Below are 23,840 nucleotides of genomic sequence, written 5' to 3'. Positions count from 1 at the left end.
CCACGAGGACCTCCAGGCCGTGAAGACGAGACATCTCCACCGCGCCCGGAGGTCCTCCCAAGGTCAACTACCGCCGCGGCGTGTCAACAAGGTCCGTGGTCACTACAACTAGCCGCCCGGCACTGACCTAGTCGTTCCCGCTGGTCCCCGAACACCAACAGCCGCATCGACACGCCAGGCGGACGGGCGCATGCTCGAAGGCGGACCTTCGGTGCGGATCGCCGACGGACAAGGGACCGGGGTGTGCGATGGGCGACAACAGGCCAATCACCTGGCGCGGTAGGAAGCTGAACGCAAAGACGATCTTGATGTTGCATGCCGCTGAGCACAGACTCGGCAGTCGGCTGAATCTGCTCAAGGGATCCTTTGATCCCGCCCCAGGCCGCAGTAAGGGCACCCATGACGATGGTGGCGTCTTCGACGCCCAGGAGACACGTCCGGAGGTGATCAGCGCACTGCGGAAGGAGGGCTTCGCCGCGTGGAAGCGGAATGAGGGTGGCTCGTTTCGAGTGGATCACACCCACGCGGTGTCAATCTTCGACCGGAACTTGTCTGATCAAGCAAAGAGCCAAGTCACCGATTACAAGCGGAAACGAAACGGCCTGATCGACCACGGCCCGGATCCACATCCTCGGGTCAAGATTCCGGACCACCCGAATCGCAAGAAACTAGTCGTGAAGCGCGCCGATCTACGATTCGGCCAGACCAACAAGTCCATTGGATTCCTGCAGGAGCTGCTGGGCATCACTGCCGACGGCTTTTTCGGGGAACAGACTCAAGCTGCGGCGCGCACCCGGCTCGACTGGGATGGCACCGGGCCACTGGGCAAGGGAAAGTTCGAACGCTTCTTCTCGGGCGAACTCTTCGACCGCCGGGTCTAGCGGCCTCCGGAAACGTTGGCCGGTAATTGTAGTCGTGATCGTGCTTACTCTCCGGGTCTGCGTCCAGTCGCTGCTCGACTTCCTGTTCAGCGGGGTAACCGCCGGCAATGGTCAGCCCACACGACCCGTTGGTAGGCCATGCCAGGGCCACCGAGTAGCGCACCCCGCAGCGCCACTCGCCGGACGCCCGGTCGCTGTCCTGACCGCGAATAAACCTGGACGGTGAACCGCCCGCTGAGTGAGATCCGAGGGTGGCACTGCGTCTCACGCTCGCCGGTGCGCCGTACTCATCCAACTGCGGACAACAGACGGCGTCGACCGCGACGTCGGCGACCTGGACGTTCGTTGATGCAAATGTCGGCAACTACCCGCACGGCGACCGGCCTGACGTCTTCGTCACGTTGACCAATGGGGACACTGTCTCGGACTACGTCTACGACCGACCTGCCGGGCGTAGAACTTCACTCGCTGCGCAAAGACCGCCCCTGCTTCGCGAGCAGGGGCGGTCCTGTCAGTTGCTCCGGCACCAGCGTCACCAGTCCACCTGGGCGACGTCGGCAACGGTGGCGCAGTCCGCGACGAAGTAGCTCCGTGCTTTAGCCTGAGCATCTCGCGTGCCGGCCGGCTCAACGACTTCTGCCCGACGATGCGCTCGACCGGTAACCGTTCGGGGAGACCAGCACCTCTCTCACGGCGGACGTCCGGGGCTCCGTTTCACACCGCCGCCTTGCGAAAAATGGTGTCGCACGCCGCACCGCCCAGCCTGCCAGGGAGCCCCCATGCCGTATGAGCCGCCCGCGGGCTGGGTTGAGCCGTTGACAACGGCGTCGGATGAACCCGTGGCTACTCACGCGCGATTTCATCTCCGTCGTGACTGTTCCCTTATCCGGCACGCCGCCAAGATCCGCCAGGTCGACCGGCCGTACAGCGCGGCTCGGTGCTCGAGGTGCGCCAAGACGTAGGGCCAAGTGACCATAGCTAGCCTGTGCGAGCCCGCGTCGTCGAGTATCCCCCGTCCGGCGGCGCGGGCCCGCCTTCCTTTGTCGTGCCTGAACCGATTAGCCTCCGAGGCCGCCTAGGCCGCCTGGCAGCTTGCCCATGAGCTCTTGAGCGTTGAGGCCGTACTTCTCGAGTAGCCCGCTGTCCTTGTCGGTGTCGACCTTGTTGGGCAGATCGCCTTCGGCCTGCCTGGCCTTGGCGTCGTCACCGCGGGACTTGAGCAGTTCGATGATCTGTGACTTGTCGATCTCCATGCTGGTCTCCTTTGCTCCCGGTGAGGGAGGGCCTCACCCGGCAGGGGGAGCCGAAACCTGTTGCTACGAGGGTGGAGGGCGACCCTCCTCCGTTTGGCCCCACACTGTTCTGGCCGACCGTCTGCTTACCGCTTTGGTCGGGATTGCGCAGAATGGGGCACGCGCGACAGGTCGGGGATCTGTCGGCAGCGTTCCGGGGACCGGTCGAGACGACGGCCAGCGCAAGAGGCTTGCGCCGGCTGCAGGGGGGTCGGCGCAAGTCTCGTTGCCTGATCATGGAGCGCCGGCGGTCGCCGGACCACATGACCGCCGGAAACCTGACGGTCTATGGTTTGGCGGTCGCGGTGGTGGTTGCTGGGGTCTCAGTCGATGTCGTGCTCGTGGGCGTCGTCCCCGAGGGCGTTGCGGGATCGGGGGTCGGCGACTCAGACGGCGTGGCTCCGGGGTTCGGGGTCACGGCGGCGCTGGACTTCGCCTCGTGGCTCGGCTGACCGCCGTTGACGGTCGCAGCCGGGGAAGGCTTGGGCGGCTTCGTGGGCTTGGGCGCCTTCGGCTGCTTAGAGGAACGGTCGACCGAGCTGCCCGCCACCTTTGGCGCGCAGGTGTGGGCCGCCCGCGAGACGGCGCCACCGTGGTTGTCGTTCGGCCCGCCCTTGGCGTCGCTGCGGGCTACCGCTGAGACGCAGGCACCATGGGTACCTTCACTTCCGGACGACTTGACCTTTGCAGCCTTGGTCTTGCTGGTCCCCTCGGCAGCCGCCTGGCCGCCCTTCTCGCCTGCCACGGTCATGACCGAGACGTGGGGAGCGGTCGTGTTAGTGGCGGCCCAGACCCCCCCGATGCCGCCGGCGAGCAGAGCGACCGTGACGAAGCCGACTAGACGGGTGCGAGCGGCAACCACGGCCGCCATGCGTGTCAGCATCGAGTCCTCTCCGGCACGCCCCGGATTGAGGTGGCGCTTCGTGATCGGTCCCGCTGCCGGAAGCGTTACACGCCTGACGCTTCAGCGGCTCGCCCCTCCAGCGGCTCTTCGCGTGACCTTATGTGGCGGTAGCGCCGGCACTGGTCGGCCCAGACAACGCGCCGATACGCCATCCCTGGCGCCGCCGAGTATCGGACACCGCAGCGCCGCTCGCCGGTCGCCCGGTCGCGGTGCTGCCCGAGCAACTACGCGAGGTACCAGCGCCCGTCGTCGTGCAGAACTTCGACGGCGGTGGTTGGCATGGGTCGGCCTCTCGATGAACGGCGCCTGCTCATGTAGTTGGTAGTACAGGTGTAGCCCGCCGTTGCCGGTGACCACGATAAGCGTGGGGTCTGAGCAGCTCACGCCGTGACCCGACGCCTCCGGCGAGTACCAATATTGGGCGTTCAGGAAGGCGAACCGGGTACCTTCCGAAGACTACAGCGAATTAGCTGCCGGCGGCCGCCAGCCATACAGCACCGGCGGCTGTCTGGTGCGCGTCGCACGCGCGGGAGGTGACATGAGCTACGGGCACATGCTGTATGGCGCCCTGTGGTCCGTTCTGGCTGCGGTGATTTTTGTGCTGGTCATCGCCAGAGAGCGAAGGATGCTCGTCTTAGCGGCGTGTGGCCTGACCGCCTTTCTCTCGCCACTTGCGTGGAACATAATTCTTCGCACGACGGAGACGACTTCGATGTTCTCGCATGACCTGCCTTTCAGGCCCTTTCCTGTGAGCTGGCAGGACGTTGGCTCAGGAGTGTTCACTCTGGGGGGTTCCAGTGCGCTCTTGTCATTGGCAGTGGCCCGGTCACAGCGAGCGGCAGAAGTCGGTGTTCTTGCTGCGCTGACGATGCTGGGTGCTTTTCTGGTGGACATCTATGCGTACTGACCCGCATCGGCTTCGACACTTGTTCCCCAGCGACAATGCGCCCAGCGCACGGGGTCGGCGCGGCGGTCAACGCTCGTCGAGCCCGTACTCCGTGGCGATGTCAACGATGCGCTGAGGCAGCTGTCGGCGCTGTACGTGCTCCAAGGTGACGTTGTCGAGCACGTCGGCGAGGCTTCCTCGCACGGCGAGCCACACCGTTCTAAGCGCGGCCGTCGGTCCGGCGTACGAAAGGTCGCCAGGGTGCCGGTCCCCGATCAAAGCAAGGGGGCCGTCGACGGCGCGAACTATGTCCCCGAGCGTGATACTGGCTGGGGGGCGGGCTAGTCGATACCCCCCGTTCGGGCCGAGGGTGTTGGCGATCAACCCACGACGCTTCATCGCCACCAGGATGTCAGTCAGGACGGGTGCGGGGATTCGCTGCAAGCGTGCGATCTCCCCTCTGCTCAGAAGGGTTTCTGGCGACTCGGCAAGGACAATCGTGGCCCGGAGCGCGAAGTCCACCCGCGATGGAACGTTCACGACCAGTGGGGCGTGCGGCCGGCCACCCGGCGAACGGTTAGGTGATGCATCGCGGGAAAGTGGGCGCCGTCACCCCGCCGCCACGGGTGCGATGCGCCGGTCCCGAGCGGGGCGCACATACACCGTCTGCCCGCCTTCGAGGCCGAACTGCTCGGCCGTTCCGCGGGTGACCTGTGCCCAGAGTTCCTCGCCCGCGACGAGCAAGTCGACCCGTACCTCGAAGCCGAGCCGGGTGACGCGCTCGACGGTGGCTTCTTCGGTGTTGTTCTCACGGTGCGGGAAGAGTTCGATGTCATGCGGCCGGATGAGCTTGCCTCCGAGGCGGGTTACCGGCCCGAGGAAGCTCATGACGAAGTCGTTAGCTGGCGCGTCGTAAAGCTGGTCTGGGGTGCCGACCTGCTTGACCTCGCCGTCAGCCATGACGACGATCGAGTCGGCAACCTCCATCGCCTCTTCCTGGTCGTGGGTGACGAAGACCGTGGTGACGTGCACCTGGTCGTGCAGCCGCCGCAGCCATGTCCGCAGCTCTTTCCGCACCTGGGCGTCGAGGGCACCGAACGGCTCGTCGAGCAGGAGGACTGCCGGCTCCACGGCGAGCGCGCGAGCCAGTGCCATGCGCTGTCGCTGACCGCCGGAGAGCTGGGCCGGATACCGGTGCGCGAACTGCTCCAGGTGGACAAGTTCGAGCAGCTCGTCGACGCGCCGGCGCACTTCGTCCTTCGGCTGCTTGCGGATCTCCAGTCCGAACGCCACGTTGCGCCGTACGGACAGGTGCTTGAACGCTGCGTAGTGCTGGAAGACGAACCCGACACCTCGCTCCTGCGGGCGGAGGGAGGTCGCCTCACGGCCTTCGATCTCCACCGAGCCGCTGTCGGGCTTCTCCAAGCCGGCGATGACCCGCAGGAGGGTGGACTTGCCGCCGCCGCTCGGCCCCAGCAGAGCGGTCAGGCCGCCGGTGGGGATCTCGACGGACACGTCTTTCAGGGCCGAGAAGTCGCCGAAGTTCTTCGACACGTCGCGGACGATGATGCTCATCGGGTGATCTCCTTGGGCGCCAAGAGGCGACTGACGATCAACGCCAGCACGGCGGTGACCACGAGAAGCAGGGCGCAAGCGTACGCCGTCTCCTGGTCGAAGTTGAGGTATCGCTCCTGGACCAGCAGCGTGACGGTCTGCGTTCGACCAACGAGCCGGCCGGAGACCACGGCGACGGCGCCGTACTCGCCGAGCGAGCGGGCGAGTGCCAGGACGACGCCGTAAGCGAGCGCGCCCCGGATCGAGGGCAGGGTGATCCGCAGGAAGGTCTGTACGGGTCCGGCACCCAGAGTGGCGGCCGCCTGCTCCTGGTCGTTGCCGATCTCCTCCAGGACGGGGGCGACTGCGCGCACGACGAGCGGGATGCAGACGAAGATGGTTGCCATCACCATGCCCGGGATGGAGAAGATCACCTTCACGCCGATGCCGGACAAGGTCTGACCGATGCCGGTGGTGCTCCCGTAGACGAGGATCAGCGCGAGACCGACGATGACGGGTGAGACTGCCAGAGGCAGGTCGATCAGGGCGTTGAGCACGCGCTTGCCGCGGAAGTCGTGGCGCACCAGCAGGATCGCCGTCGTCACACCGAAGATGGTGTTGGCGACCACCGCCCAGAAGGCGACCACGGCGGTGATCTGGAAGGCGTGGACCGTGGCTGGGTCGGTGAGCCCGTCGATCACCGGCTGGATGCCGTTCTCGAAGGTGCGGTAGAAGATCAACGCAACCGGGATGACGAGAAGGAACGTGAGGTAGAGCAGCGCAACGCCCTTGAGGGCCGGTCGCACGAGGACCCCCGGGCTAGCCACGGCGGGCCGCCCAGCGTTGCAGCAGGTCGAGTGCCACGAGGACGACGAGGGACACGACGAGCAGGACGGTGGAGACCGCTGCTGCGCCGGTGAGGTTGTCGCCTTCGAGCTGGTTGAAGATGTGCACGGATGCCACTTGGGTCTGGAAGGGCAGGTTGCCCGAGATGAGCACGGTTGACCCGAACTCACTCATGGCCCGCGCGAAGGACAGCGCGGTCCCCGCGGCGATGGCGGGGACGATGTTGGGAAGGACGATCCGAAAGAAGATGGTGGCTGGTCCGGCGCCGAGCGACGCGGCGGCCTGCTCCATCTCGGTGTCCAGCTCCAAGAGGACCGGTTGGACGGTCCGCACCACGAAAGGCAACGTGACGAACAGCAACGCCACGACCACTGCCAGCCGGGTGTAGGCGATGTCGAGCCCAACCGGACTTTGTGCTCCGTAGACGGTCAGGAGCGCCAGCCCGGCGACGATCGTCGGGAGGGCGAACGGCAGATCGATGAGCGAGTCCAACACCGCCCGCCCGGGGACACGCTCCCGGACGAGTACCCAGGCGATCAAAGTTCCCATGACGGCGTTGATCAGCGCGACCACGAAGGAGGCTCCGATGGTCAGCTTGAGGGTGGAGGCGGCCTCGGGCGTGGTGACGGCGTTCCAGAACCCGGAGAAGCCGTTCTCCTGTCCCTTGGCCACTACTGCGGCCAGCGGGATAAGGACGATGAGGCTGAGGTAGAGGACGACGAAGCCGAGGCCGATCGCCTGTCCTCTGCCGTGGAGGGGGCGCCGTGGCGGCGCGGCCGGTGGCGCCGGCGTGGCCCTAGGGAGGAGGCTCACGCCGGCGCCGGCCATGTTGCTGGTCAAAGGCTCTCGCTACTTCTCGGTCGAGACGCCGAGGTTGCGCTCGATCTCGGTGACGATGCCGTTCTCGGCGTCGAAGAACTTCGTGGCGACCTCATCCCAGCCGCCCAGCTCCTCGATCGTGAACAGACCCGAGGGCTCGGGGAAGTCCTGCCCCGCGGTGTCCGCACCCTCGACGATCGGTCGGTAGCCGTTCTCCGCGAAGATCTTCTGAGCCTCCTCGCCGTGCACGAAGTCGAGGAACGCCTGGGCCTCCTTGGGGTGCTTGGTAGTGCTGGTGATCGCCGCCGGGTTCTCGATCAGGATGGTGGAGTCCGGGACGACGTAGTCGATGTCCTGACCATTCTGCTGAGCGAAGATGGCCTCGTTCTCGTAGCCGATCAGTACATCGCCCTTGCCGCCGGTGAAGGTCTGGAGAGAAGCCCGGGCGCTCTCGTCCTGCACCGGGACGTTTGCGAGCAGGTCGGCGAGGTACTGCTCGCCTTCTGCCTCGGAGGCACCGTTGGTCACCTGCGCGCCGTAGCCCGCCATGAGGTTCCACCGGGCGCCGCCGGAGGCGAAGGGGTTCGGGGTGATGACCTCGACACCCTTCTTGGTCAGGTCCGACCAGTCCTGGATGCCGTCCGGGTTGCCCTTGCGGGTGACCAGGGCGACAACGGAGTCGGTGATCATGCCCTTGTGCTCATCGGTGTTCCACGCGGGGTCCACCATGCCGGCGTCCACCAGGCGGGTCATGTCGGTCTCCAGGGAGAACATCACGAAGTCGGCCGGAAGTCCGGCTTCCACGGCGCGGCTCTGGTCGCCCGAGCCGCCGTAGGACTGGGTGAACTTGACGTTCTGGCCGGCCCCGGTCTCCTGGAAGGCTGCGATGATCTGCTCGAAGGCTGCCTGCGGTGTGGAGTACGCCACCAGCGACAGTTCGACGGTCTTGCCCTCCGACGACGAGGCCGCCGCCTCCGAATCCGGCTCGGTGCTGGCGCAGGCGCTGAGTCCACCAAGGACGGCCGCCGCCACAGTTACCGAAGCCACGCGCCGCTTGCCGCGCCAAAACCCCATGATCATCCCTTTCTCCACTGATTTACAGTGGTTAGGATGCTAGACACGACATAAGCGTCGTGTCAAACATGGATCACGTCGGGGCGAGTCGCCGCCTGCCGAGACGAGGCAGCGGCTAGCAAGCAACGGAAGAAGCGAGTTTTCGAGTGAGCTGGCTCTCAATCCTGCTGGTCGCTGGTCTGGCGGCCGGTGGCTTCCACACCGGCGTCCGGATGCCCAACGCCAGTGCGCTTGACCCGCTGCTCCTCGCCGGGATGGGCTTGATCATCGGCTGTCTAATCATCATGGGCTGAGTGCTGAACCCGGATAAGCATGAGACCGGGAAGCGGCGTCTAGTCGCGCGATTGCGGAATAGACGCCGGTGCGTGACACCCAGGCAGCCAGGGCCCGCTGCGGAGGGGCGGGCGAACGCGGGCTGCAGGCAAGGTCAGACGTGGTGGGTAGTGCGGCCACGGCCCCGCAAGCTGGCCACGAGATACACGCCGAGCGCGGCCAGCGCGACCTGCACGATGAGCTCGACCCAGTCGATGCCGTCGGTGTCGCGCAGCGGACCGACGATCGCCGATCCGATGAGGGCGGCGACGATGCCGACCGCGATTGTCAGCCAGATGGGGATGTCCTGTTTGCCTGGGACGATCAGGCGTCCCAGGACGCCGATGATCGCGCCGATGATAAGGGCGCCGATAATGCCTTCGATGGTCACGGCAGGGACTCCTTCTTCCACTGGTGCCCCCGAGCGGGCACTCTTCCACGGTCCTGCCCGCAGCCTGGCTGGGTGACACCTCCATAAAGGCAGCATCGATCCTGACGAAGTGACCCGCACGGTCAACGAGTCGTTGTAAGGCCTTCCGAACTGCGCCCGGCGACGCACGCGGCACTATCGTCCAGCCCCCCGTCCGGCGCAGGACCCAGATTCTCCGAGACGGTGCATTGGTCACACCTTGACGCCGGGTGTGATCGCGCCCATGTCCACAGGCCGGTCAGCCGCCGTTGCCCGAGTTGAGCCGATGCCTAATGCCTTCCCGGGTCTCCGGCGCCCGGGGCGATGCGGCCGAGCGCGTCCAGAGCGAAGACCTCTACCTACCGGAGTCGCGTCGTGCAGCTCCTGGCGAGTCGGGCGCCGGGGTACGCGATCGGCGGATCGCGCCTTGCGCCACACCCCCAATGGTCAGCACCGCCGGTGACCCCAGGAAGTGCGGGCGAGGCTGCGCGCGGCCCACAAAGACCTCTGTTGCCCCGGGGGAGCGAGGGATTCCCCACCCCTGACGGCCGGCCAGCTCACCGTCTCAAGACCTCCAGGAGCACCACGATCAGGGCGATCAGGGCAATCCAGCCGATGACGAGAGGCGTCATTCCACGACGCAATTGTCTCACTGCTGCCTCCCCCCTATGCCGCCCGCTACGTTGAGGTCCCGCGCCGGCACATTATGGCCCACCTTTGCCAACGTTCGACGGCCGCGTGATTCCGGGCGGATCCGAGGCGGAAACCAGCTGACAGAAAAGCGGCCCCGAAGCCGGTAGTCGACGTCACCGGGCACGTGCTCGCGGCTCAGGTTCTCGAACACCTCGATCGCCAGAGGTCGGCAACACGGCTCGCTGCGGTGACCGCAGGGATCGACTCGACGGCCTCATCATCGTCGTCTCGCCCGACCCCGAACACCGCAGTGCCGACGACAACCAGAGCAGCGAGATCGCCAGCAACGCCCCGAGCAGCGATCGTCGCGGGCGAGCAGGCGAAGCCGCAGGAGCCTGGGCCTGGCGTGGGCGCCCTGGTCGCTCACGCGGAGACGGTAGATGAGGGGTTGGCGACGCGCTGGCCGAAAACCAGCCGGGCGACGATGCCGATCCACGCGGCCGCGTAAACCACGCTGGTGAGGACATCACTGAGGTGGTGGGCCCCCTGGTAGAGCCGCGCGGCCAGGCACGCCAGCGGGACCACGACCAGCAGCATCCCCCACCCTCGGGAGGCCCGCGTGTACGCGAAGACCAGGGAGAGCAGGACCAGGAAGATCGCCATCGCCGTCCCGACATGGCCCGATGGGAAGCTGTGTTGGGGATCCAGTCCCGTGTCGAGGCTCTGGACAGGCGGACGGTCGCGCGGATCGACGTGGATCCCGAGCCGGTAGATGCCGCCCAGACCGGCCTCCACGATGGCGACGAAGACGATCGGCAGCCAGGTCCGCTTCCAGAGCGCGAAGACGACCGCGGCGAGCGCGACCACGATGCCGCCCACGCGCGTCTCGCCGAGGTAGGTCCCGATCTCGGCGGCGTCGGTGAGTATCGGGGTACGCTCGTCCGTGATCTGGCGTGCCAGGTCGTCGTCGACGGCGCCGATCGAGCCCTCGAGGTGGTTCGTGAGCACCCAGCCCCAAGCGACGACGACGGCTGCGACCGCCGCCCACGCCCCTGCCAGCAGTCCGAGCGTCGCTGGCCAGGATCGACTCTCGGGGGTCACGGTCAGCCATCTTCTCGGGGACCTACCCCGAGAGGAACTCGGGATCGGCTCCGGTCTCACTGAGCGGCTGTCCCCGATGTGGGTACCCCCTCTCGCACGAGAGTGGGTACCCATGATCGAAGTCGAGAACCTACCGCGACCTACGGCAGGTCAAGCGACTCCTCTTGGCGGACCTCGCCGAGGATGATCCGTCACATGAACATCTCGATCCACAAGGCCCGCCTCGCCGTGGCCAGCCCGATGCCTGGCGACGGGCAGTTGCTCTGACGGACACAGCGTTAGGGCCGGTCCGACCAGCCCCGGAACGACCATCACCCGCTCGGTCGGCCCGAGTTGGAACTCGAGCCCAGAAGCTGACCACTGCGGGCCGCCCGGAACGGGGGCGACCCGCAGGTGTGGCCGTTCAGCTCACCGGCACCATCGCCCCGAAGATGTCCTGGTCGAGCCCGCCGGCGTTACCGCAGTTGTCGCCGCTGTACGGCGCGTCCCTGCGGGCGAGCGGCACAGTTTCGGGCAATGCCGGCCCGGCACCGAGATCGATCCGGCACTGCAGCACGTCGAACCCGTCGTCGTACCCGTCGGCCTCGAGCTCGCGCGGGTCGACACCGCCTACGACTTGCCGGTTGTCCGTCCACGCCGCGTATGCGAACAGTGACCCGATGGCCGGTCCTGGTGTCGAGTCGGCGAGAGCGACCCAGTTGTAGTCGCCCTGGAACGGCACCGACCGGTTGGCGAACATCTCCTTCTGCGGCTGGTGCGTCACGGTCGAGATCATCCCCAGCGGCGTGAATGACGTGCCGTTGGTCGACACCGAGGCGTAGGTGCCGACGACGTCGGCCAGGGCTGCCTGCAGTGGTTCGGCCGAGGAGATCGCGCGGCCTTGGGCGTCCAGGGTGTTGCCGATCGGCAGCTGCACGCTGTAGTCGTCGTCAGTGCGGTTGTCCTGCCAGATGGCCATCAGCCGGCCGGCGTAGGCGTCGACGTCGCTGAAGTATTGGTGTCCGCGGCCTCCGGCGTTGTCCACCTTGACCGGGTCCCCCCAGGTCTGGCCGTTGTTGGTGGACCGGGCGACGTAGACCACCGAGCGCCCGACGAAGCCAGGGTCCGCCGACGAGTACGGGGACGTGCTGGCCACCCGGGTGGTCGGGTCGATGGCGTTGAAGGTCGCGTAGATCCCCGGCAGCTGCCCGGTCTGGTCGGCGGTGACCCGTGGCTCGAGCGGCACCCGGTGGAAGACGTAGCCGGGTGGGCCGCAAAACTCGGTGTCGTCGCCGCAGTCCCGGCTGCCGTCGAAGGGGAAGTACCGGGTGAAACCGGCCAGCACGCCCGCCCGGGAGAAGCTCGCGCCGCCGTTGGTCGACCGGGCGAAGGCCATCCCGTCCTGGTCGATCCGCGCGGAGGTGTTGAAGGTGCCCCAGGTGACGTAGACGTCGCCGTCGTGCTCGACGGCGATGTCGCAGCCCTGCACCGAGACGCCCTCGGACAGCGGCATCGGCCGGGAGAAAGTGGCCCCGTGGTCGGTGGAGCGGCTGAAGTAGATCTTGGTGCGGCCGGCAGCGCCAACGAACCGGGACCAGCACATGTAGACGTTGCCGTCGTCCGGCCCCCCGGTGCGGTCCACCTCGAGGGACGGCTTGTCCTGGAAGATGCCGCCGATCACCTCCGAGGGCGTGCCCTTGCCGACGACGACCGTGCGCAGGTAGTCCTTCGGGTACCCGGACGGGTGCGGCTGGTTGCTGTAGGAAGCCAGCCACACATCGCCGTTGGAGGGCTTGACCCGGTTGAACGCGATCCCGCCGACGAACAGCCGGCCGGCGTTGTCGAAGGCGACCAGCGGGTCACCGGCGTCGGTGTGCGTCCCGTACAGCGGCGAGGCCATCCCCTCGGCCGAGGTGTCGGCGGGGTAGCCGGGGACCACCGAGTCGGTCCAGGACGCCCCCCGGTCCGTGGAGTAGGCGAGGCCTTGCCAGCCCGCCGCCAGGTCCGACTGGCAGTAGTCGTTCCATCCGGCCACGACGAGGTTGGGGTTGGTCGGGTCCACGGCCACGGACGGCTCGTTGCCCTGCCGCCTGTTCCCGCCGTCATTGGGGTCGGCGTCGCCGTTGGCTGGAGCAGCCGGCGTGGCGCTGGAGCCCCCGGTGCTGCAGTGCTGAATGGCCCGGTCGGTGCCACCGTCATGGCGCACGTAGGCACCGTCATCAGTCACGGCACTCTCCACCGTGCCCGCCGGAGCCGCCGAGGCCGTGGTTGACAGGCCGGCCAACGACAGCGCCAGGCAGGCGGCCGTCGACAGAGCAACAACTCGCATGACGTCCCTCCGCTCCTGGCGGGGGCTGATCGCCGGAGCGCCGACCACGCCGCTCCGCCTCCTGCATCAGACACCCCGGCCGACCCTCGCGGCAAGACGTCGGTGCCTTCTAGACGACCCTCGCCCGAATCGGCGTCCACAGTGCTCACGGAGCGTGATGGGCCAGACCGTGCATCACGGAACGGCGCTCTTGCGTCATCGCCGCGAGCTCGCGCCGTGGCGACGCTGCGACCGGCATCGCGCCGGCCGGGCAAGGCGCCCGGCGCGGACGGCGAGCGCAACCCCGTACCATCGGCGCGATCAAGCACCGGCGGACGCCTCCGTCTTGCGCGATTCGCTCTTGAAAGTCCCAACTCTCACGGCCACCTGCCTGCGCTTCCGGGATCTCCAACGACACCATGACGGGGTGCTGACCTCGTCCGCGTACCGTCCGGCCGAGGACAGGGGGCTGTGGCTGTCGGTGCTGGTCTGTGCGGCCTGCGCTGGGTTGGTCGTCGCGTCGGTCCTCTGGTTGGCGATGATGTGCCCAATTCGACTCGATCATTCAGCGATCACCTCGCGGATCGCCAGTGGACGGCAGGACCGACTCGGGCGTACGGAAGCTCTGCCGGTGGACGTGATGGTCTCCGACGACGCGCTCCGGTGCGAGCAGGTGAGAGTGCAGCGGTCGCCGTCCCGCCTGCCGAGGCCCATGCTGAGCGCCGCTCATCGGCGAATGGTGGGTAGCTTGCGCTAAATGATCTCTCCCCGGATGACCTAACAGGGGCGATGCCAGCATCCGCTTGCCAGAGCGCTTGCATGGCCGAACGTCGGTTAGAACTGCTCGACCTCCCGCTCACCGCCCGCGCCGGTCCGGCTCTTCGTCACCCACATTTATGTGGCGGGGGTCAGGACCGGCCACAGAAATAAAGAGGGGGCCTAGGGACGTCGATAGGGGAAGTGTGCAACTGCGACGTCTAACCGGCGGGCTGTCGGAGCCCGACGAGTGGTTGGACCTACGGCACGCCGCCGACAGAATTGGTAGGCCTCTCGGCGAACTCGCCCGGGCGGGCTCGCAATGAAACACTCCCGTACGGCCGTATTCCAGGGCCAACGGCGACCTTCTGGTCAGCGTTGGTGCGCTCGAGGCGTGGGCGAGGGCCCACCGATGAGCGTCGGTCTGAAATACCCCGAATGAAACCGCTGACTTCGGTAGCGCCACCCGGGGCGCGCCACCACTTGAGCGGGTCAGCGCGGACGCCCCGCATGGCGGCGTGAGCGCCGTGGCGCGGCCCCCGAGACTGGTGACGACGGGCCCGCGCCCTGGACGCCTCTCCGACAACGGTGCGCGGGGGAGTGAGGTAGGAGCCATGTCCGTGTCAGCCATCTCCCGGCTAAACGCGCGTTGGGACCGGCTGCGCGGCGAGCAGGGCAGCCGTCGTCGGCGGGTGGGCATCGTGGTCGAGGTGGTGGTTGTGGGTTTGGTGGGCTGCTGGTTGGGCCTGCTCGCGGGTGGCCGGCTCGAGACGCCAGTGGGGCCACTCGAGGCACGGCTGGCGGTGCAGCCCAATGTGCATGGCGGCAGCGAGCTCGCGATCCCGCCGCTGGGTGAGTTAACCGTCGACAGTCATACCGGGCCGTGGCGCCTGAGCGCCGAGGTGACCCGGATCAATGCCGCCGATGCGCGGCGCATCTTCAGCAATCCCACGACGGTCGAGGGCTTGGGGGAGCAGGTCGCGAAGGACCTGACGAACGGCGTCAAGAAACTCGTGATTCGGTCAGTCCTCGCCGCCGTGGTTGGCGCGCTGCTCCTGGGCCTGATGGTCTTCCGCCGCCGGTTCCGGCTTGTGATGGCCAGCGGGGGTGTGTGCCTGGCGGCCGTGCTGGCCGGGGGCGGGACAGCGGCGGCGACCTGGGATCCGGAGAGCATTAATGAGCCGAAGTACCAGGGTCTGCTCGCCAGTGCGCCCACGGTTGTAGGCGACGCGCAGAGCATCGTGACCGACTTCCAGAAGTACGAGGCACAGCTCGCGATACTCGTGACGAACGTCTCCCGGCTTTATGACGTGACGTCGACGTTGCCTGCGTACCGCCCTGACCCGTCGACGGTGCGGATCCTGTTCGTGTCCGACATGCATCTCAACCCCGCTTCCTGGGAGGTGATCCGGTCAGTTACGGACCAGTACGACGCCGACGCGATAGTGGACGCGGGCGACCTCATGGATCACGGGACAGCGCCGGAGAACTTCTACGTCAAGTCAATCGGGACACTGGGAGTGCCGTATTTATGGGCGCGTGGCAACCACGACTCGGGGGTGACAGAGGCCGCAGTCGCGGCGCAGCCGAACGCGGTGGTCCTCGACGGGCAGATCGTCGAGGTTGCGGGGCTGCGGTTTCTTGGGATTGGTGACCCGCGGTTCACCCCCGACAAGAACACCCGGGACCAGAACGCGCCGCCCAGCGTCTCACAGGTCGCTTTGCTGCTCGCCGACCGGGCCGGAGCAGCGGCGGAAGCGGGCCACCCGGTCGACGTCGCCGTGATGCATGACGGGGCATCGGCCCTTGAGCTGGACGGCCTGGTGCCACTCGTGCTCTCAGGGCACTACCACCGCCGCGAACAGAGCCAGCTCCCAGCCGGCACGGTGAGCTTCTTGCAGGGCTCGACCGGTGGCTCCGGGCTTGCCGGGCTGCAGAACGAGAAGCCGACGCCGGTGCGCGCGTCAGTGCTCTACTTTGATCGGCGGACGGGGCGTCTGCAAGCCTGGGACGACATTACGCTCGGCGGGCTCGGCCTGGTCTCAGCCAAGATCGAGCGGAAAGTCTATGCAGAGCAGTTCCCGCCGGCAGTGTCCCCGAGCGCGTCACCGACCACCCCGTAAGCGGATGATCCCCGCGGCCTATTGCGGCACTTGCTCATTGCCCGGGGTGTTCGGGACACCAGGTGCTTGGAATAGGCCGGCCTGCATGCTTGCCAGGCCAGCCGACACTGGCAATGGCCCCCCGCGAGGGCTTGTGGGAGCGACCCCCGACGGCGCACGGTAGAGAAGTGGTGCGGCCGCTTGGCACCAGTTACCACGGCCATGTACGCACACGTTCGACCCCCGACCGGCCCCAGCGGCGGTTGTGGCGAATGGCGGCGTTCCTGGCCGCGGTCGTCATTCTCGGCGCCGGCCTGGCATTGGACCGGATGTCAACCCGGGATGCCCAACGGCACGCGAACGGTCATGCCGAGCAGGCCGCCCAAGCCGGCGCCGTCGTGGCCTCGGCCGGCACCGACGCAGACGATCCAAGCGGAGAGGCTGCGGCTTGCATCGCCGCTCTGGCGTACCTGGCACGTATCGGGCACGCAGAGGGCCGTGTCTGGGTGCTAGACGGCCGGTGGCTGATCGTGACCGTCCGTATCCACCCCGGGGCTTTTATGCCCCGGTTGCTGGGCAGCAGGCCAGTCACGGGTCGCGGCGTCGCGCCGTTGAGCGGTGAGGGCACGAACCGTGCGCCGTTTGAGGCAGCCGCGCACCAACGACGAACGGCGGACCGCGAGCGCAGCCCAATGGCACCAACAGCACCGGGCCCGCACACATGACGGCGTCGCGACTGCAACCTGGCTGAGACGCTCTGCTCGCCGCCAATTCGATGTCGGATGATGATGGCGCAGATCTGCTCCCGCTCCGCGCCACGACGCGGATTCACCGTAATTCAGCATCCTAGATGTCGATAAGAAGCGGCCCCGAGCCGTCACGAATGCCAGGGGGAGCGTCCGCTGCACCGCCAACAGACTCACTTCTGCCGCGGATCCATCAGCATGCGGAAACATCAGGCAAACGGGTGCCCTCCGCTTAGGAGCGCGTTGGGACTGAACCAGATGTGGGCCGGCGCTGTCCACGGGGGAAAGGCAGCACCGGTCAGTCAAATGTTGGCGCAACCGCATGCCGACCGACCGCGGAGCCCTTGGGCTGGGAGCTCGATACCAACCGGCCTTGGGCGATACTTGTGTCGGAACCAGTCGCGCCCTATTGCGGCCGTCGCCGAGAGCGGCGGATCGACCGTTACAGCAGCGGTCGGTTCGGCTCCCGTCGAATCGTCGCGGTCGGGTTTCTCGCCGCCGGGTTGTTCGGTCGCGGCCCCCGGAGACGTGCTGCGGACGGGTCATGCCCGTTCATTTCCGAGGAGGAGCTGGCGGCGGAAGAACTCGGTAGGTTCCCTCGAACAACGGCCCGGTCAGCTCGAGGACGCGGTCGTCGTCGGCGACCATGCTCAGCCCGCGCAGCGCGATGTCGAAGCCGGGCGCCTCGGGGGCGTCGTAGTGGCCGTCGTCGATGTCGGCCTCGTGGACCAGTGCGGCGAGGCGCCACAGAACGGGGTCGGTGAGATGGTGGCGACGCAGCAAAGTCTCGAAGGTGCAGTCGTCGCCGTGGTGGGACAGATCGACACCCGGCATGTCGAAGAGGGTCGCGTCGGCGGGGACCTCGTCGGGGTCGGCGACAAACTCGAAGTCGGCGGTCGGGTCGATGAAGCGGCGGATCAGCCAGGCGCACGCGGCCCGGTCGATGTGCACGGACTGACGGGTCACCCACTTCATCGTCGCTGCCCCTCGCCGACAGGCAGCGCGGCGTGGCGGGTCGCAGCGCCGGTGGGGGTGGCGACGCTGCGGGCGAGCGCGTCGATGGCGGCCAGCGCCAGGTCGCGTTCGGGAGGTGGGAAGTAGTCACGCCGGCGGATGCGGTGCAGATCCGCGCGCAGTCGGCGGACGGCGCGGGCCCGGTCGGGCTCGGAGAGCGACACGTCGGCGTGGACCCGTTCCGCGTGCTCGCGCAGCGGAACGTACTCGCCGGCACGGGCAGCTGCCATGTCCACGGCGATCTCCCGCTCGTGCGCGGCCGAGGCCGGGCGAGCCAGCCACACGGCCGCGGTCCCGTCGGCTTCGCGGACCTGGTCGGCGATCCACTCGAGCTGCTCGCGGGTGCGAGCATCGGCGGGCAGCGCGACCAGTCCGTCGCTGAGCTGGGCGACGCCGAGTCGGCGCAGCCGGCGCCAGACGGCGCTGCGGGGTGTGGATGGCTCGCGCGGCAGCCGGTAGGTGAGCAGCACCCACTCGCCGGGACCGCCTTCCGGTGCAACCATGGTCACATGCAACCGTGGTCGCAGGCGACTGGTCAAGTCCGGATGAGCCGTGACGCGCGGCGCATCGTGGCCGCGCAGGGCCTGCGGGGGGGCGGGTATGGGTGCACTGCGGTTCTGCTCGGCGCGCTGCTCGCGGCCCGGGACGTCTCCACGGTGCGGACCGGCGTGCTGCTGGGTGCGCTGGTCGCCGGGACCGCGGGCGCCTCCCTCGTGGTAGGCGCGGTCGCGGACCGGGTCGGGCGCCGCCGCTGCTACCTGCTGCTGTTCGTGGGGCTGGCGTGCGCCGGGCTCATGGTCGCGGTCGGAGGCTCGGTCGCCGACGGGGTCGGGGGCTCTGCCGGGCGCGAGGTCATGACGTGGCTGCTGCTCTTGGTCGCGCTGACCGGGCTGTTGTCGACCGACGTGGTCGACAACGGGCCGGCCACCACACTGGAGCAGTCGATGCTGGCCAACGAGCACGCCGGTGCCGCCGGCCGGTCCGGGGCCCGCGTCTACGGCGTATACAACGCGGTCGCCTTGCTGTGCGGCGCGGCCGGCGCGCTGGCCGCCACCGTGCCGGCCCGGCTCGGGGTGCCTGCGTCGTCGTCGTGGCCGTTCCTGGTGCTGGTCCCGGTGGGACTGGCCGGTGCGGTGTTGGCGTCGCGGCTGACCCGGGCGGTCGAGCCGCCGCCCGACGCGGGCGATCTGCCGGGTCCGGCCTCGATCGCGCCGACATCGGGGGTCGGCGCGGCGGTGCGCGGCTGGTCTCGGCTGGGCCCGTCCCGGGCCCGGGTCCGGCGGCTGGCCACCCTGTTCGCCGTCGACGCCGCCGGCGGCGGCCTGGTGACCGCGAGCTTCCTGGCCTACTACCTGAGCCAGCGATACGGCGTCCCCGTGGGCGCGCTCGGTGCCCTGTTCTTCACGACCTCGGTGCTGCAGGCGGTGTCCGTGTGGGTCGCGCCGCGGCTGGCGGACCGCGTCGGGCTGGTGCCCACGATGGTCGGCACCCACCTGCCGAGCAACCTGCTGCTGGCCGCGGTCGCGTTCGCCCCGACCTTCCCGGTCGCGGTGCTGCTGCTGCTCGCGCGGACCAGCCTGTCGAACATGGACGTGCCGACCCGGCAAGCTCTGGTGATGCGGGTTGTCGAACCGTCCGAGCGGACATCGGTGGCGGCGGTGACCAACGCTGCTCGCTACTCGGTGCGGCCACTGGGCCCCCTGGTCGGGGGGTTGCTCCAGCAGGTCGCGTTGGGTCTGCCGTTGCTGGTCGCGGGTGTCGTGAAGGGCGGTTACGACGTGGCGCTGTGGCGATGGGCGCGGCGGCTGCCTGCCGGGCAGCGCCTCTGACGGACGGCTTTCGCCGAAACGCCCACCGGGTTCGATCAGGGCCGACCAGATCGCACCCGGCCGGCAGGCCCGCGCGTCCTGGTGCCGGACCGTTCCTGCGGAGTCCGGGGACCCGCCTTTGGCGGGTTGCGGGCCGCCCTCGCCCGGGTGGCGCGACCAGCGCCACTAGCGTTGAATCTTCACCCCGCCGTTGATGGAGGCAGCCACCCATGCCCGGCAGGCACACCCATCCGCAGCCGCACCACACCCGTCGCGCAACGGCACTCGTGGTCGTCGGACTGGTGGGGGTACTTGCCGTGGTCATCTCGATGATGGCCCTGCTGTGGCCAGGGCCACAGCCTGGCATTGCGCCGGCCGCCGACTATCGGGTCCTCAGCGGCAGCATTTCCTCGATCCACGAGGTCCCGTGTCCCGACGGTTCGACGGGCAACACTGGAAACGGGCAGGCACGGCCCGCCGGCTGCGGCACCGCCGAGGTCGAGCTGGGAGACCGGCGGACGGTGACAGCGAACCTTCCCGCGGGGGCAGCTGCGCCCGATGTCAGCGTCGGTGACGACGTGACGCTCACCTACACCCGCAGCGCGCCGGCGAAGCTGCGATACCAGGTCGTCGACCAGCAGCGCGGAACTCAGCTCTCGGTCATCTGCGCCGCGTTCGCATTGGCCATCGTCGCTTTCGGCCGGTGGCGCGGCCTCGCCGCGCTCGCGGGCCTGGCGATCACGTTCGCCGTCCTGCTGCGCTTCGTGGTTCCCGCGATCCTCGACGGCAAGCCACCCCTTCTGGTGGCCGTCGTCGGCTCCGCATTCATCATGCTGACCGTTCTGTACCTCACGCACGGTGTGACCCGCTCCACGACCGTCGCCGTCCTGGGCACCCTCGCAAGCCTGGCACTGACCGGCGTCCTGGCAGCCGCGGCCGTCAAAGCGACCTCACTCACCGGCGTCGCGGACGAGGCGACGGCCTACGTCGGCGAGGTCTACTCCATCGACACCCGGGGCCTGCTGCTGGCCGGCATCATCATCGGTGCGCTCGGCGTCCTCGACGACGTCACCGTCACCCAGACAGCCACCGTCGACGAACTGGCCCGCGCCAACCCCAGTTACCCACCCTCCAAGCTCTACCGCGGCGCGATCAGGGTCGGGCGCGCCCACATCGCATCGGTCGTCAACACCATCGTGCTCGCCTACGCGGGCGCCTCCCTGCCCCTCCTGGTGCTCATCCTCGCCGGCAGCGAGTCCCTCGGCCGGACACTGTCCGACCAGCTGATCGCCCAGGAGATCGTGCGCAGCGCCGTCGGCACCCTCGGGCTCATCGCGGCAGTTCCGATAACCACCGGACTTGCGGCGCTGGCGGCCGGCAGAGCACGAGCACGCACGCCAGCACCTGAGGTACCCGGGGGTCCCTGAGGAGGTCACCACTAGCTGAACGGGAGGCCTTCGAACTCGTCCCGTTCACCGGCCCTCGATCCCACGGGCAGAGGTCCCCGTCGACCCTTCTCGTCCAGGCGTCCGATCACCCTCCCGATCGTCTCGAGGACTGCCTCACCGCACGAGGCAAGTGACCCGACAAGATCGATACCAGGTCAGCTCACTCGTCTGGCATCACGAGTGACAACAGTTGTTGTCAGGGTCCTCGGGGCCGCTTGCGCCCCTCCGACGAGCGCTCGCTACACGCCTTGGCTCGGGCACTTCTGGCGCACATAAACCCACGGAGTCGAGCGACGATCATGACGAGGAATCCATGGGACGCAAGAGTCGGGCCAAGCCACGCGACGAGCCGAACGCGCACAACTTGCGATCAAGGCAGCGGAGAGCCCGCGGATAGTGACCGCCCGAAGTCGCCAAACAACCCTCTTGGAGCCGGCCGCTGCCTCGGCGGTCTCTGCTCCACCGCTCCCGCTGCTGCCGCGGTCCGGGCGATCGACGGCTGCGGATCAGCTCAGGCGACCGGTAGAACGCCAACGCGAGCTTCACGCTGAGATCGAAGACGAGATCCGCCGGCTCCTCGAACAAGGGCAGAATTGGCCCGTGGTGGCCGACGCAGTCGGCATCACCAGGCAAGGCGCCCGCCAACGTTACCGACACCTGGCTCCATGTAGGCCAAGGCGATGATCAGCACGAACGACACAGCGGGTTAGTGGAAGTGCGGAAGCCGATGCGCTGTCATCGCGGCGTGAAGAACCTCAAGTCGCACCCATCCGCAGGAACACGAGACGTGCGTCCGCCCAGTCGAGGGCGGTCTGTGAGGGCGAAGCCCGGGCAGTGCGTCTAAAGCTCCAGGGTGCCGGATCTTGAAGGGCGGCGGCGAGACGGGATCAGCCAGTCCGTGCCGGACCGTGTCGGTGGCAAGGGCATCACTGCCACGGGCAAGCGTGTCGAGCACGGTCGGCGCAGGAAAGGGCCACGTGTTCTTCCGCATCACCCCTCGCCTCAGCGCTTTCGTGGCACATAGCCAGACATGACGATGACTGCCACCGAGGTGCGCCGCCTCCCAGCCGTTGTCGACGTGGTCACCGCCGCCGAGGTGCTCGGCATAGGTCGCACCGTCGCCTACGAGCTCATCCGCACCGACCACTTCCCGACACCGGTCCTACGCGTCGGACACCAGATCAAGATCCCTACCGCGTACCTGATCGAGTTGCTCGGACTGTCCACCGAACCGGCGACCGCGCTTCCCCTACCGCCGTCCGCAGGCTAGGAAGAAGGGCAACCGAGCAAGGAGGCAGGCAATGCGCGGGTCGACGATGCAGCGATGCGGCTGCCGCGACGCGTCCGGTCGACAGTTGGGTGCACGCTGCCCTCGGCGAGGGCAGCGTGGCCACGGCAGCTGGTGGTTTCGCTACGACGCACCCCGTGGCGTGGACGGTCGTCGTCGTCAGGTCAAGGTGGGGCCGTTCGAATCCCGCCGTGACGCCGAGGCCGCGATGGTGGCGGTCCTGGACCAGGTGCACAAGGGCACCCACATCGAGAGAGACCGCGGGCTGACCTTCGCGCAGTTCTTGGATGACTGGATGGCCGGAAAGCTGGCCTTGAAGGCCTCGACCCGGACGTCCTACGAGCACCACATCGAGCTCTACCTGAAGCCGGGCCTCGGGCATGTCCGGCTGGCCGACCTGCGCGACACCGAATTCGAGGAGCTCTACGCCGCGATGCGGCTGATCGGCCGACCCGGCCCAGGCAAGCCATCCGCGATGCTGACGCGCCTGTTGGCCGTGCGCACCGACACCAAGCAGGCACGTCGCCCGCTCACCCCGAACCGCATCCGCACCGTGCACGCCACTGCACGCAGCGCCCTTAACGCCGCCGTGAAACGGCGCAAGATCGCGCACAACCCGGTGCTCTACGTCGAGCTCGAGCGGGTCCGCAAGCCCCGGGCGCTTGTCTGGACTGACGAGCGCGTCGTCCAGTGGCGCAGCACCGGCCGGCGGCCCTCCCCGGTGATGGTGTGGACACCGACGCAGACGGGCGCGTTCCTCGACGCCGTCGCCTATGACCGGCTCTACGCGCTGTGGCACCTGCTCGTGTTCCGCGGCCTACGGCGATCCGAGGCGGTCTGGCTGTCCTGGGTCGACGTCGACCTGGATGCCGCGTCCGCGACCGTCCGTGCCGGGTCGCAGCGGGACTGGGACGGACCGAAGAGCGAGGCGAGCGAGCGCACCGTTGCCCTCGACCCGGTTACCGTCGCGGTGCTTCGCCGGCACCGCAAGGCTCAGCACGAGCTGCGACTGCGCTGGGGGGCGGGCTGGACCGAGACCGGTCTCGTGTTCACCCACGAGGACGGCCGGGCGCTGACCCCCAACGGAGTCTCCCAGCGCTTCGACCGGCTCGTCACCCGGCACGACATGCCCGCCATCCGGCTGCACGACTTACGCCACGTCGCCGCGACGCTCGCGCTCACCGCGGGGGTCGACGTCAAGGTGGTGTCCGAGCAGCTCGGGCACACCACCACCCAGATCACTCGTGACATCTACCTCAGCGTGATGCCACAGGTCGCGCAGGCCGCCGCCGAGGCCGCCGCGGCACTGGTCCCGAGGGCCACCACCCGAGTTGATGGGCACAACCATGTGCCCACCGCGTGCCCACCTGGGGACATTCCGGACAGCCCTCACGATCTCCAAACGAACAAGCGACCAGGCCAGGCCATGTGGGGCGGCCGGGACTCGAACCCGGGACCGAGGGATTATGAGTCCCCTGCTCTAACCGGCTGAGCTACCGCCCCGGGTGAGATGGAGGTGCTCCCGCACCTGGACTCGAACCAGGAACCTACCGGTTAACAGCCGGTTGCTCTGCCAATTGAGCTATGCGGGAACGGCCGGGCAGGGCCCGGCCGGGGACCCGCACAGGTTATCGCAAGGTGTCGGGTGCGAGAGCCCGGGTATGCCCTCTCCCGACACGC

At 68.1% G+C, this 23,840-nt stretch carries 18 protein-coding genes, 2 tRNA genes and 1 pseudogene; 8 read left to right on the top strand and 13 right to left on the bottom strand.

Annotated features, from left to right (window positions below; translation table 11 throughout):
* Nucleotides 1–248: 248 nt before the first annotated feature.
* Nucleotides 249–881, top strand: coding sequence for a hypothetical protein (locus VK640_01865; protein ID HTE71931.1), 633 nt, complete (start codon nt 249–251; stop codon nt 879–881).
* A gap of 1,058 nt (nt 882–1,939) precedes the next feature.
* Here the strand turns inward: VK640_01865 and VK640_01860 are convergent.
* Nucleotides 1,940–2,134 carry a hypothetical protein gene (locus tag VK640_01860; protein HTE71930.1) on the bottom strand — a complete coding sequence of 65 codons (195 nt, stop codon included), beginning with the start codon at nt 2,132–2,134 and terminating at the stop codon, nt 1,940–1,942.
* A 275-nt stretch (nt 2,135–2,409) separates the two neighbouring features.
* Between VK640_01860 and VK640_01855 the strand changes: the two genes are divergently transcribed.
* Together VK640_01855 and VK640_01850 are read left to right on the top strand one after the other, a co-directional pair.
* Nucleotides 2,410–2,625 carry a hypothetical protein gene (locus tag VK640_01855; protein ID HTE71929.1) on the top strand — a complete coding sequence of 72 codons (216 nt, stop codon included), beginning with the start codon at nt 2,410–2,412 and terminating at the stop codon, nt 2,623–2,625.
* Nucleotides 2,626–3,588: 963 nt separating this feature from the next.
* The gene (locus VK640_01850; GenBank protein ID HTE71928.1) at nt 3,589–3,984 is read left to right on the top strand and encodes a hypothetical protein; all 396 of its coding nucleotides are present in this window, start codon (nt 3,589–3,591) and stop codon (nt 3,982–3,984) included.
* A 66-nt stretch (nt 3,985–4,050) separates the two neighbouring features.
* On the opposite strand, the gene VK640_01845 is transcribed toward VK640_01850, so the two are convergent.
* From VK640_01845 to VK640_01825, 5 genes are all read right to left on the bottom strand, one after another.
* The gene (locus tag VK640_01845) at nt 4,051–4,485 is read right to left on the bottom strand and encodes an Rrf2 family transcriptional regulator (GenBank protein ID HTE71927.1); all 435 of its coding nucleotides are present in this window, start codon (nt 4,483–4,485) and stop codon (nt 4,051–4,053) included.
* Nucleotides 4,486–4,572: 87 nt separating this feature from the next.
* Nucleotides 4,573–5,538, bottom strand: coding sequence for a TOBE-like domain-containing protein (locus VK640_01840; protein ID HTE71926.1), 966 nt, complete (start codon nt 5,536–5,538; stop codon nt 4,573–4,575).
* Nucleotides 5,535–6,344, bottom strand: coding sequence for a sulfate ABC transporter permease subunit (locus VK640_01835; GenBank protein HTE71925.1), 810 nt, complete (start codon nt 6,342–6,344; stop codon nt 5,535–5,537). Before VK640_01835 ends, VK640_01840 begins: the two co-directional genes overlap by 4 nt.
* Nucleotides 6,337–7,191, bottom strand: coding sequence for a sulfate ABC transporter permease subunit CysT (cysT, locus tag VK640_01830; protein ID HTE71924.1), 855 nt, complete (start codon nt 7,189–7,191; stop codon nt 6,337–6,339). Before cysT ends, VK640_01835 begins: the two co-directional genes overlap by 8 nt.
* A 21-nt stretch (nt 7,192–7,212) precedes the next feature.
* Nucleotides 7,213–8,229 carry a sulfate ABC transporter substrate-binding protein gene (locus VK640_01825; protein ID HTE71923.1) on the bottom strand — a complete coding sequence of 339 codons (1,017 nt, stop codon included), beginning with the start codon at nt 8,227–8,229 and terminating at the stop codon, nt 7,213–7,215.
* A gap of 173 nt (nt 8,230–8,402) precedes the next feature.
* On the opposite strand from VK640_01825, the gene VK640_01820 reads away from it, so the two are divergent.
* Complete coding sequence (locus tag VK640_01820; protein HTE71922.1) at nt 8,403–8,549, top strand: hypothetical protein; 147 nt, start codon at nt 8,403–8,405, stop codon at nt 8,547–8,549.
* A 134-nt stretch (nt 8,550–8,683) separates the two neighbouring features.
* Here VK640_01820 and VK640_01815 read toward each other — a convergent pair whose 3' ends face one another.
* From VK640_01815 to VK640_01805, 3 genes are all read right to left on the bottom strand, one after another.
* Nucleotides 8,684–8,959 carry a GlsB/YeaQ/YmgE family stress response membrane protein gene (locus VK640_01815; GenBank protein ID HTE71921.1) on the bottom strand — a complete coding sequence of 92 codons (276 nt, stop codon included), beginning with the start codon at nt 8,957–8,959 and terminating at the stop codon, nt 8,684–8,686.
* Between the two features lie 1,074 nt (nt 8,960–10,033).
* Nucleotides 10,034–10,711 (bottom strand): phosphatase PAP2 family protein, encoded by a 678-nt coding sequence (locus VK640_01810; protein HTE71920.1) that lies wholly within the window; start codon nt 10,709–10,711, stop codon nt 10,034–10,036.
* A 403-nt stretch (nt 10,712–11,114) separates the two neighbouring features.
* On the bottom strand, nt 11,115–12,758 hold the full coding sequence (locus tag VK640_01805) for a sialidase family protein (GenBank protein ID HTE71919.1): 1,644 nt from the start codon (nt 12,756–12,758) through the stop codon (nt 11,115–11,117).
* A 1,616-nt stretch (nt 12,759–14,374) separates the two neighbouring features.
* Between VK640_01805 and VK640_01800 the strand changes: the two genes are divergently transcribed.
* Nucleotides 14,375–15,877 carry a metallophosphoesterase gene (locus tag VK640_01800; GenBank protein ID HTE71918.1) on the top strand — a complete coding sequence of 501 codons (1,503 nt, stop codon included), beginning with the start codon at nt 14,375–14,377 and terminating at the stop codon, nt 15,875–15,877.
* A gap of 1,267 nt (nt 15,878–17,144) precedes the next feature.
* On the opposite strand, the pseudogene VK640_01795 reads toward VK640_01800, so the two are convergent.
* Together VK640_01795 and VK640_01790 are read right to left on the bottom strand one after the other, a co-directional pair.
* A pseudogene (locus VK640_01795) lies at nt 17,145–17,577 on the bottom strand (chromate resistance protein ChrB domain-containing protein).
* Nucleotides 17,574–18,119 (bottom strand): Chromate resistance protein ChrB, encoded by a 546-nt coding sequence (locus VK640_01790; protein HTE71917.1) that lies wholly within the window; start codon nt 18,117–18,119, stop codon nt 17,574–17,576. Before VK640_01790 ends, VK640_01795 begins: the two are co-directional and overlap by 4 nt.
* Before the next feature lie 42 nt (nt 18,120–18,161).
* Here VK640_01790 and VK640_01785 point away from each other — a divergent pair, with 42 nt between their 5' ends.
* The 3 genes from VK640_01785 to VK640_01775 all read left to right on the top strand — a co-directional run bounded on the left by VK640_01785 (nt 18,162) and on the right by VK640_01775 (nt 22,142).
* Complete coding sequence (locus VK640_01785) at nt 18,162–19,445, top strand: MFS transporter (protein ID HTE71916.1); 1,284 nt, start codon at nt 18,162–18,164, stop codon at nt 19,443–19,445.
* Nucleotides 19,446–20,002: 557 nt separating this feature from the next.
* Nucleotides 20,003–20,851: a YibE/F family protein gene (locus VK640_01780; protein ID HTE71915.1), complete on the top strand. Its 849-nt coding sequence runs from the start codon at nt 20,003–20,005 to the stop codon at nt 20,849–20,851.
* A gap of 1,099 nt (nt 20,852–21,950) precedes the next feature.
* Nucleotides 21,951–22,142 carry a hypothetical protein gene (locus VK640_01775; GenBank protein ID HTE71914.1) on the top strand — a complete coding sequence of 64 codons (192 nt, stop codon included), beginning with the start codon at nt 21,951–21,953 and terminating at the stop codon, nt 22,140–22,142.
* 1,447 nt (nt 22,143–23,589) lie between these two features.
* Here VK640_01775 and VK640_01770 read toward each other — a convergent pair.
* Nucleotides 23,590–23,663 (bottom strand) — tRNA-Ile (locus VK640_01770).
* Between the two features lie 16 nt (nt 23,664–23,679).
* Nucleotides 23,680–23,752: transfer RNA gene (locus VK640_01765), tRNA-Asn, on the bottom strand.
* Nucleotides 23,753–23,840 lie beyond the last annotated feature (88 nt).

Source organism: Actinomycetes bacterium (assembly GCA_035489715.1).
Lineage (GTDB): Bacteria > Actinomycetota > Actinomycetes > JACCUZ01 > JACCUZ01 > DATHAP01.
This window is presented reverse-complemented; position numbering and strand designations above follow the sequence as displayed.

Excerpts from the sequence above, each read along its gene's own strand:
- VK640_01785 (HTE71916.1), top strand. The coding sequence starts at position 18,162 with ATGAGCCGTGACGCGCGGCGCATCGTGGCCGCGCAGGGCCTGCGGGGG.
- cysT (HTE71924.1), bottom strand. The coding sequence starts at position 7,191 with ATGGCCGGCGCCGGCGTGAGCCTCCTCCCTAGGGCCACGCCGGCGCCA.
- VK640_01865 (HTE71931.1), top strand. The coding sequence starts at position 249 with ATGGGCGACAACAGGCCAATCACCTGGCGCGGTAGGAAGCTGAACGCA.
- VK640_01855 (HTE71929.1), top strand. The coding sequence starts at position 2,410 with ATGGAGCGCCGGCGGTCGCCGGACCACATGACCGCCGGAAACCTGACG.
- VK640_01840 (HTE71926.1), bottom strand. The coding sequence starts at position 5,538 with ATGAGCATCATCGTCCGCGACGTGTCGAAGAACTTCGGCGACTTCTCG.
- VK640_01860 (HTE71930.1), bottom strand. The coding sequence starts at position 2,134 with ATGGAGATCGACAAGTCACAGATCATCGAACTGCTCAAGTCCCGCGGT.
- VK640_01790 (HTE71917.1), bottom strand. The coding sequence starts at position 18,119 with ATGGTTGCACCGGAAGGCGGTCCCGGCGAGTGGGTGCTGCTCACCTAC.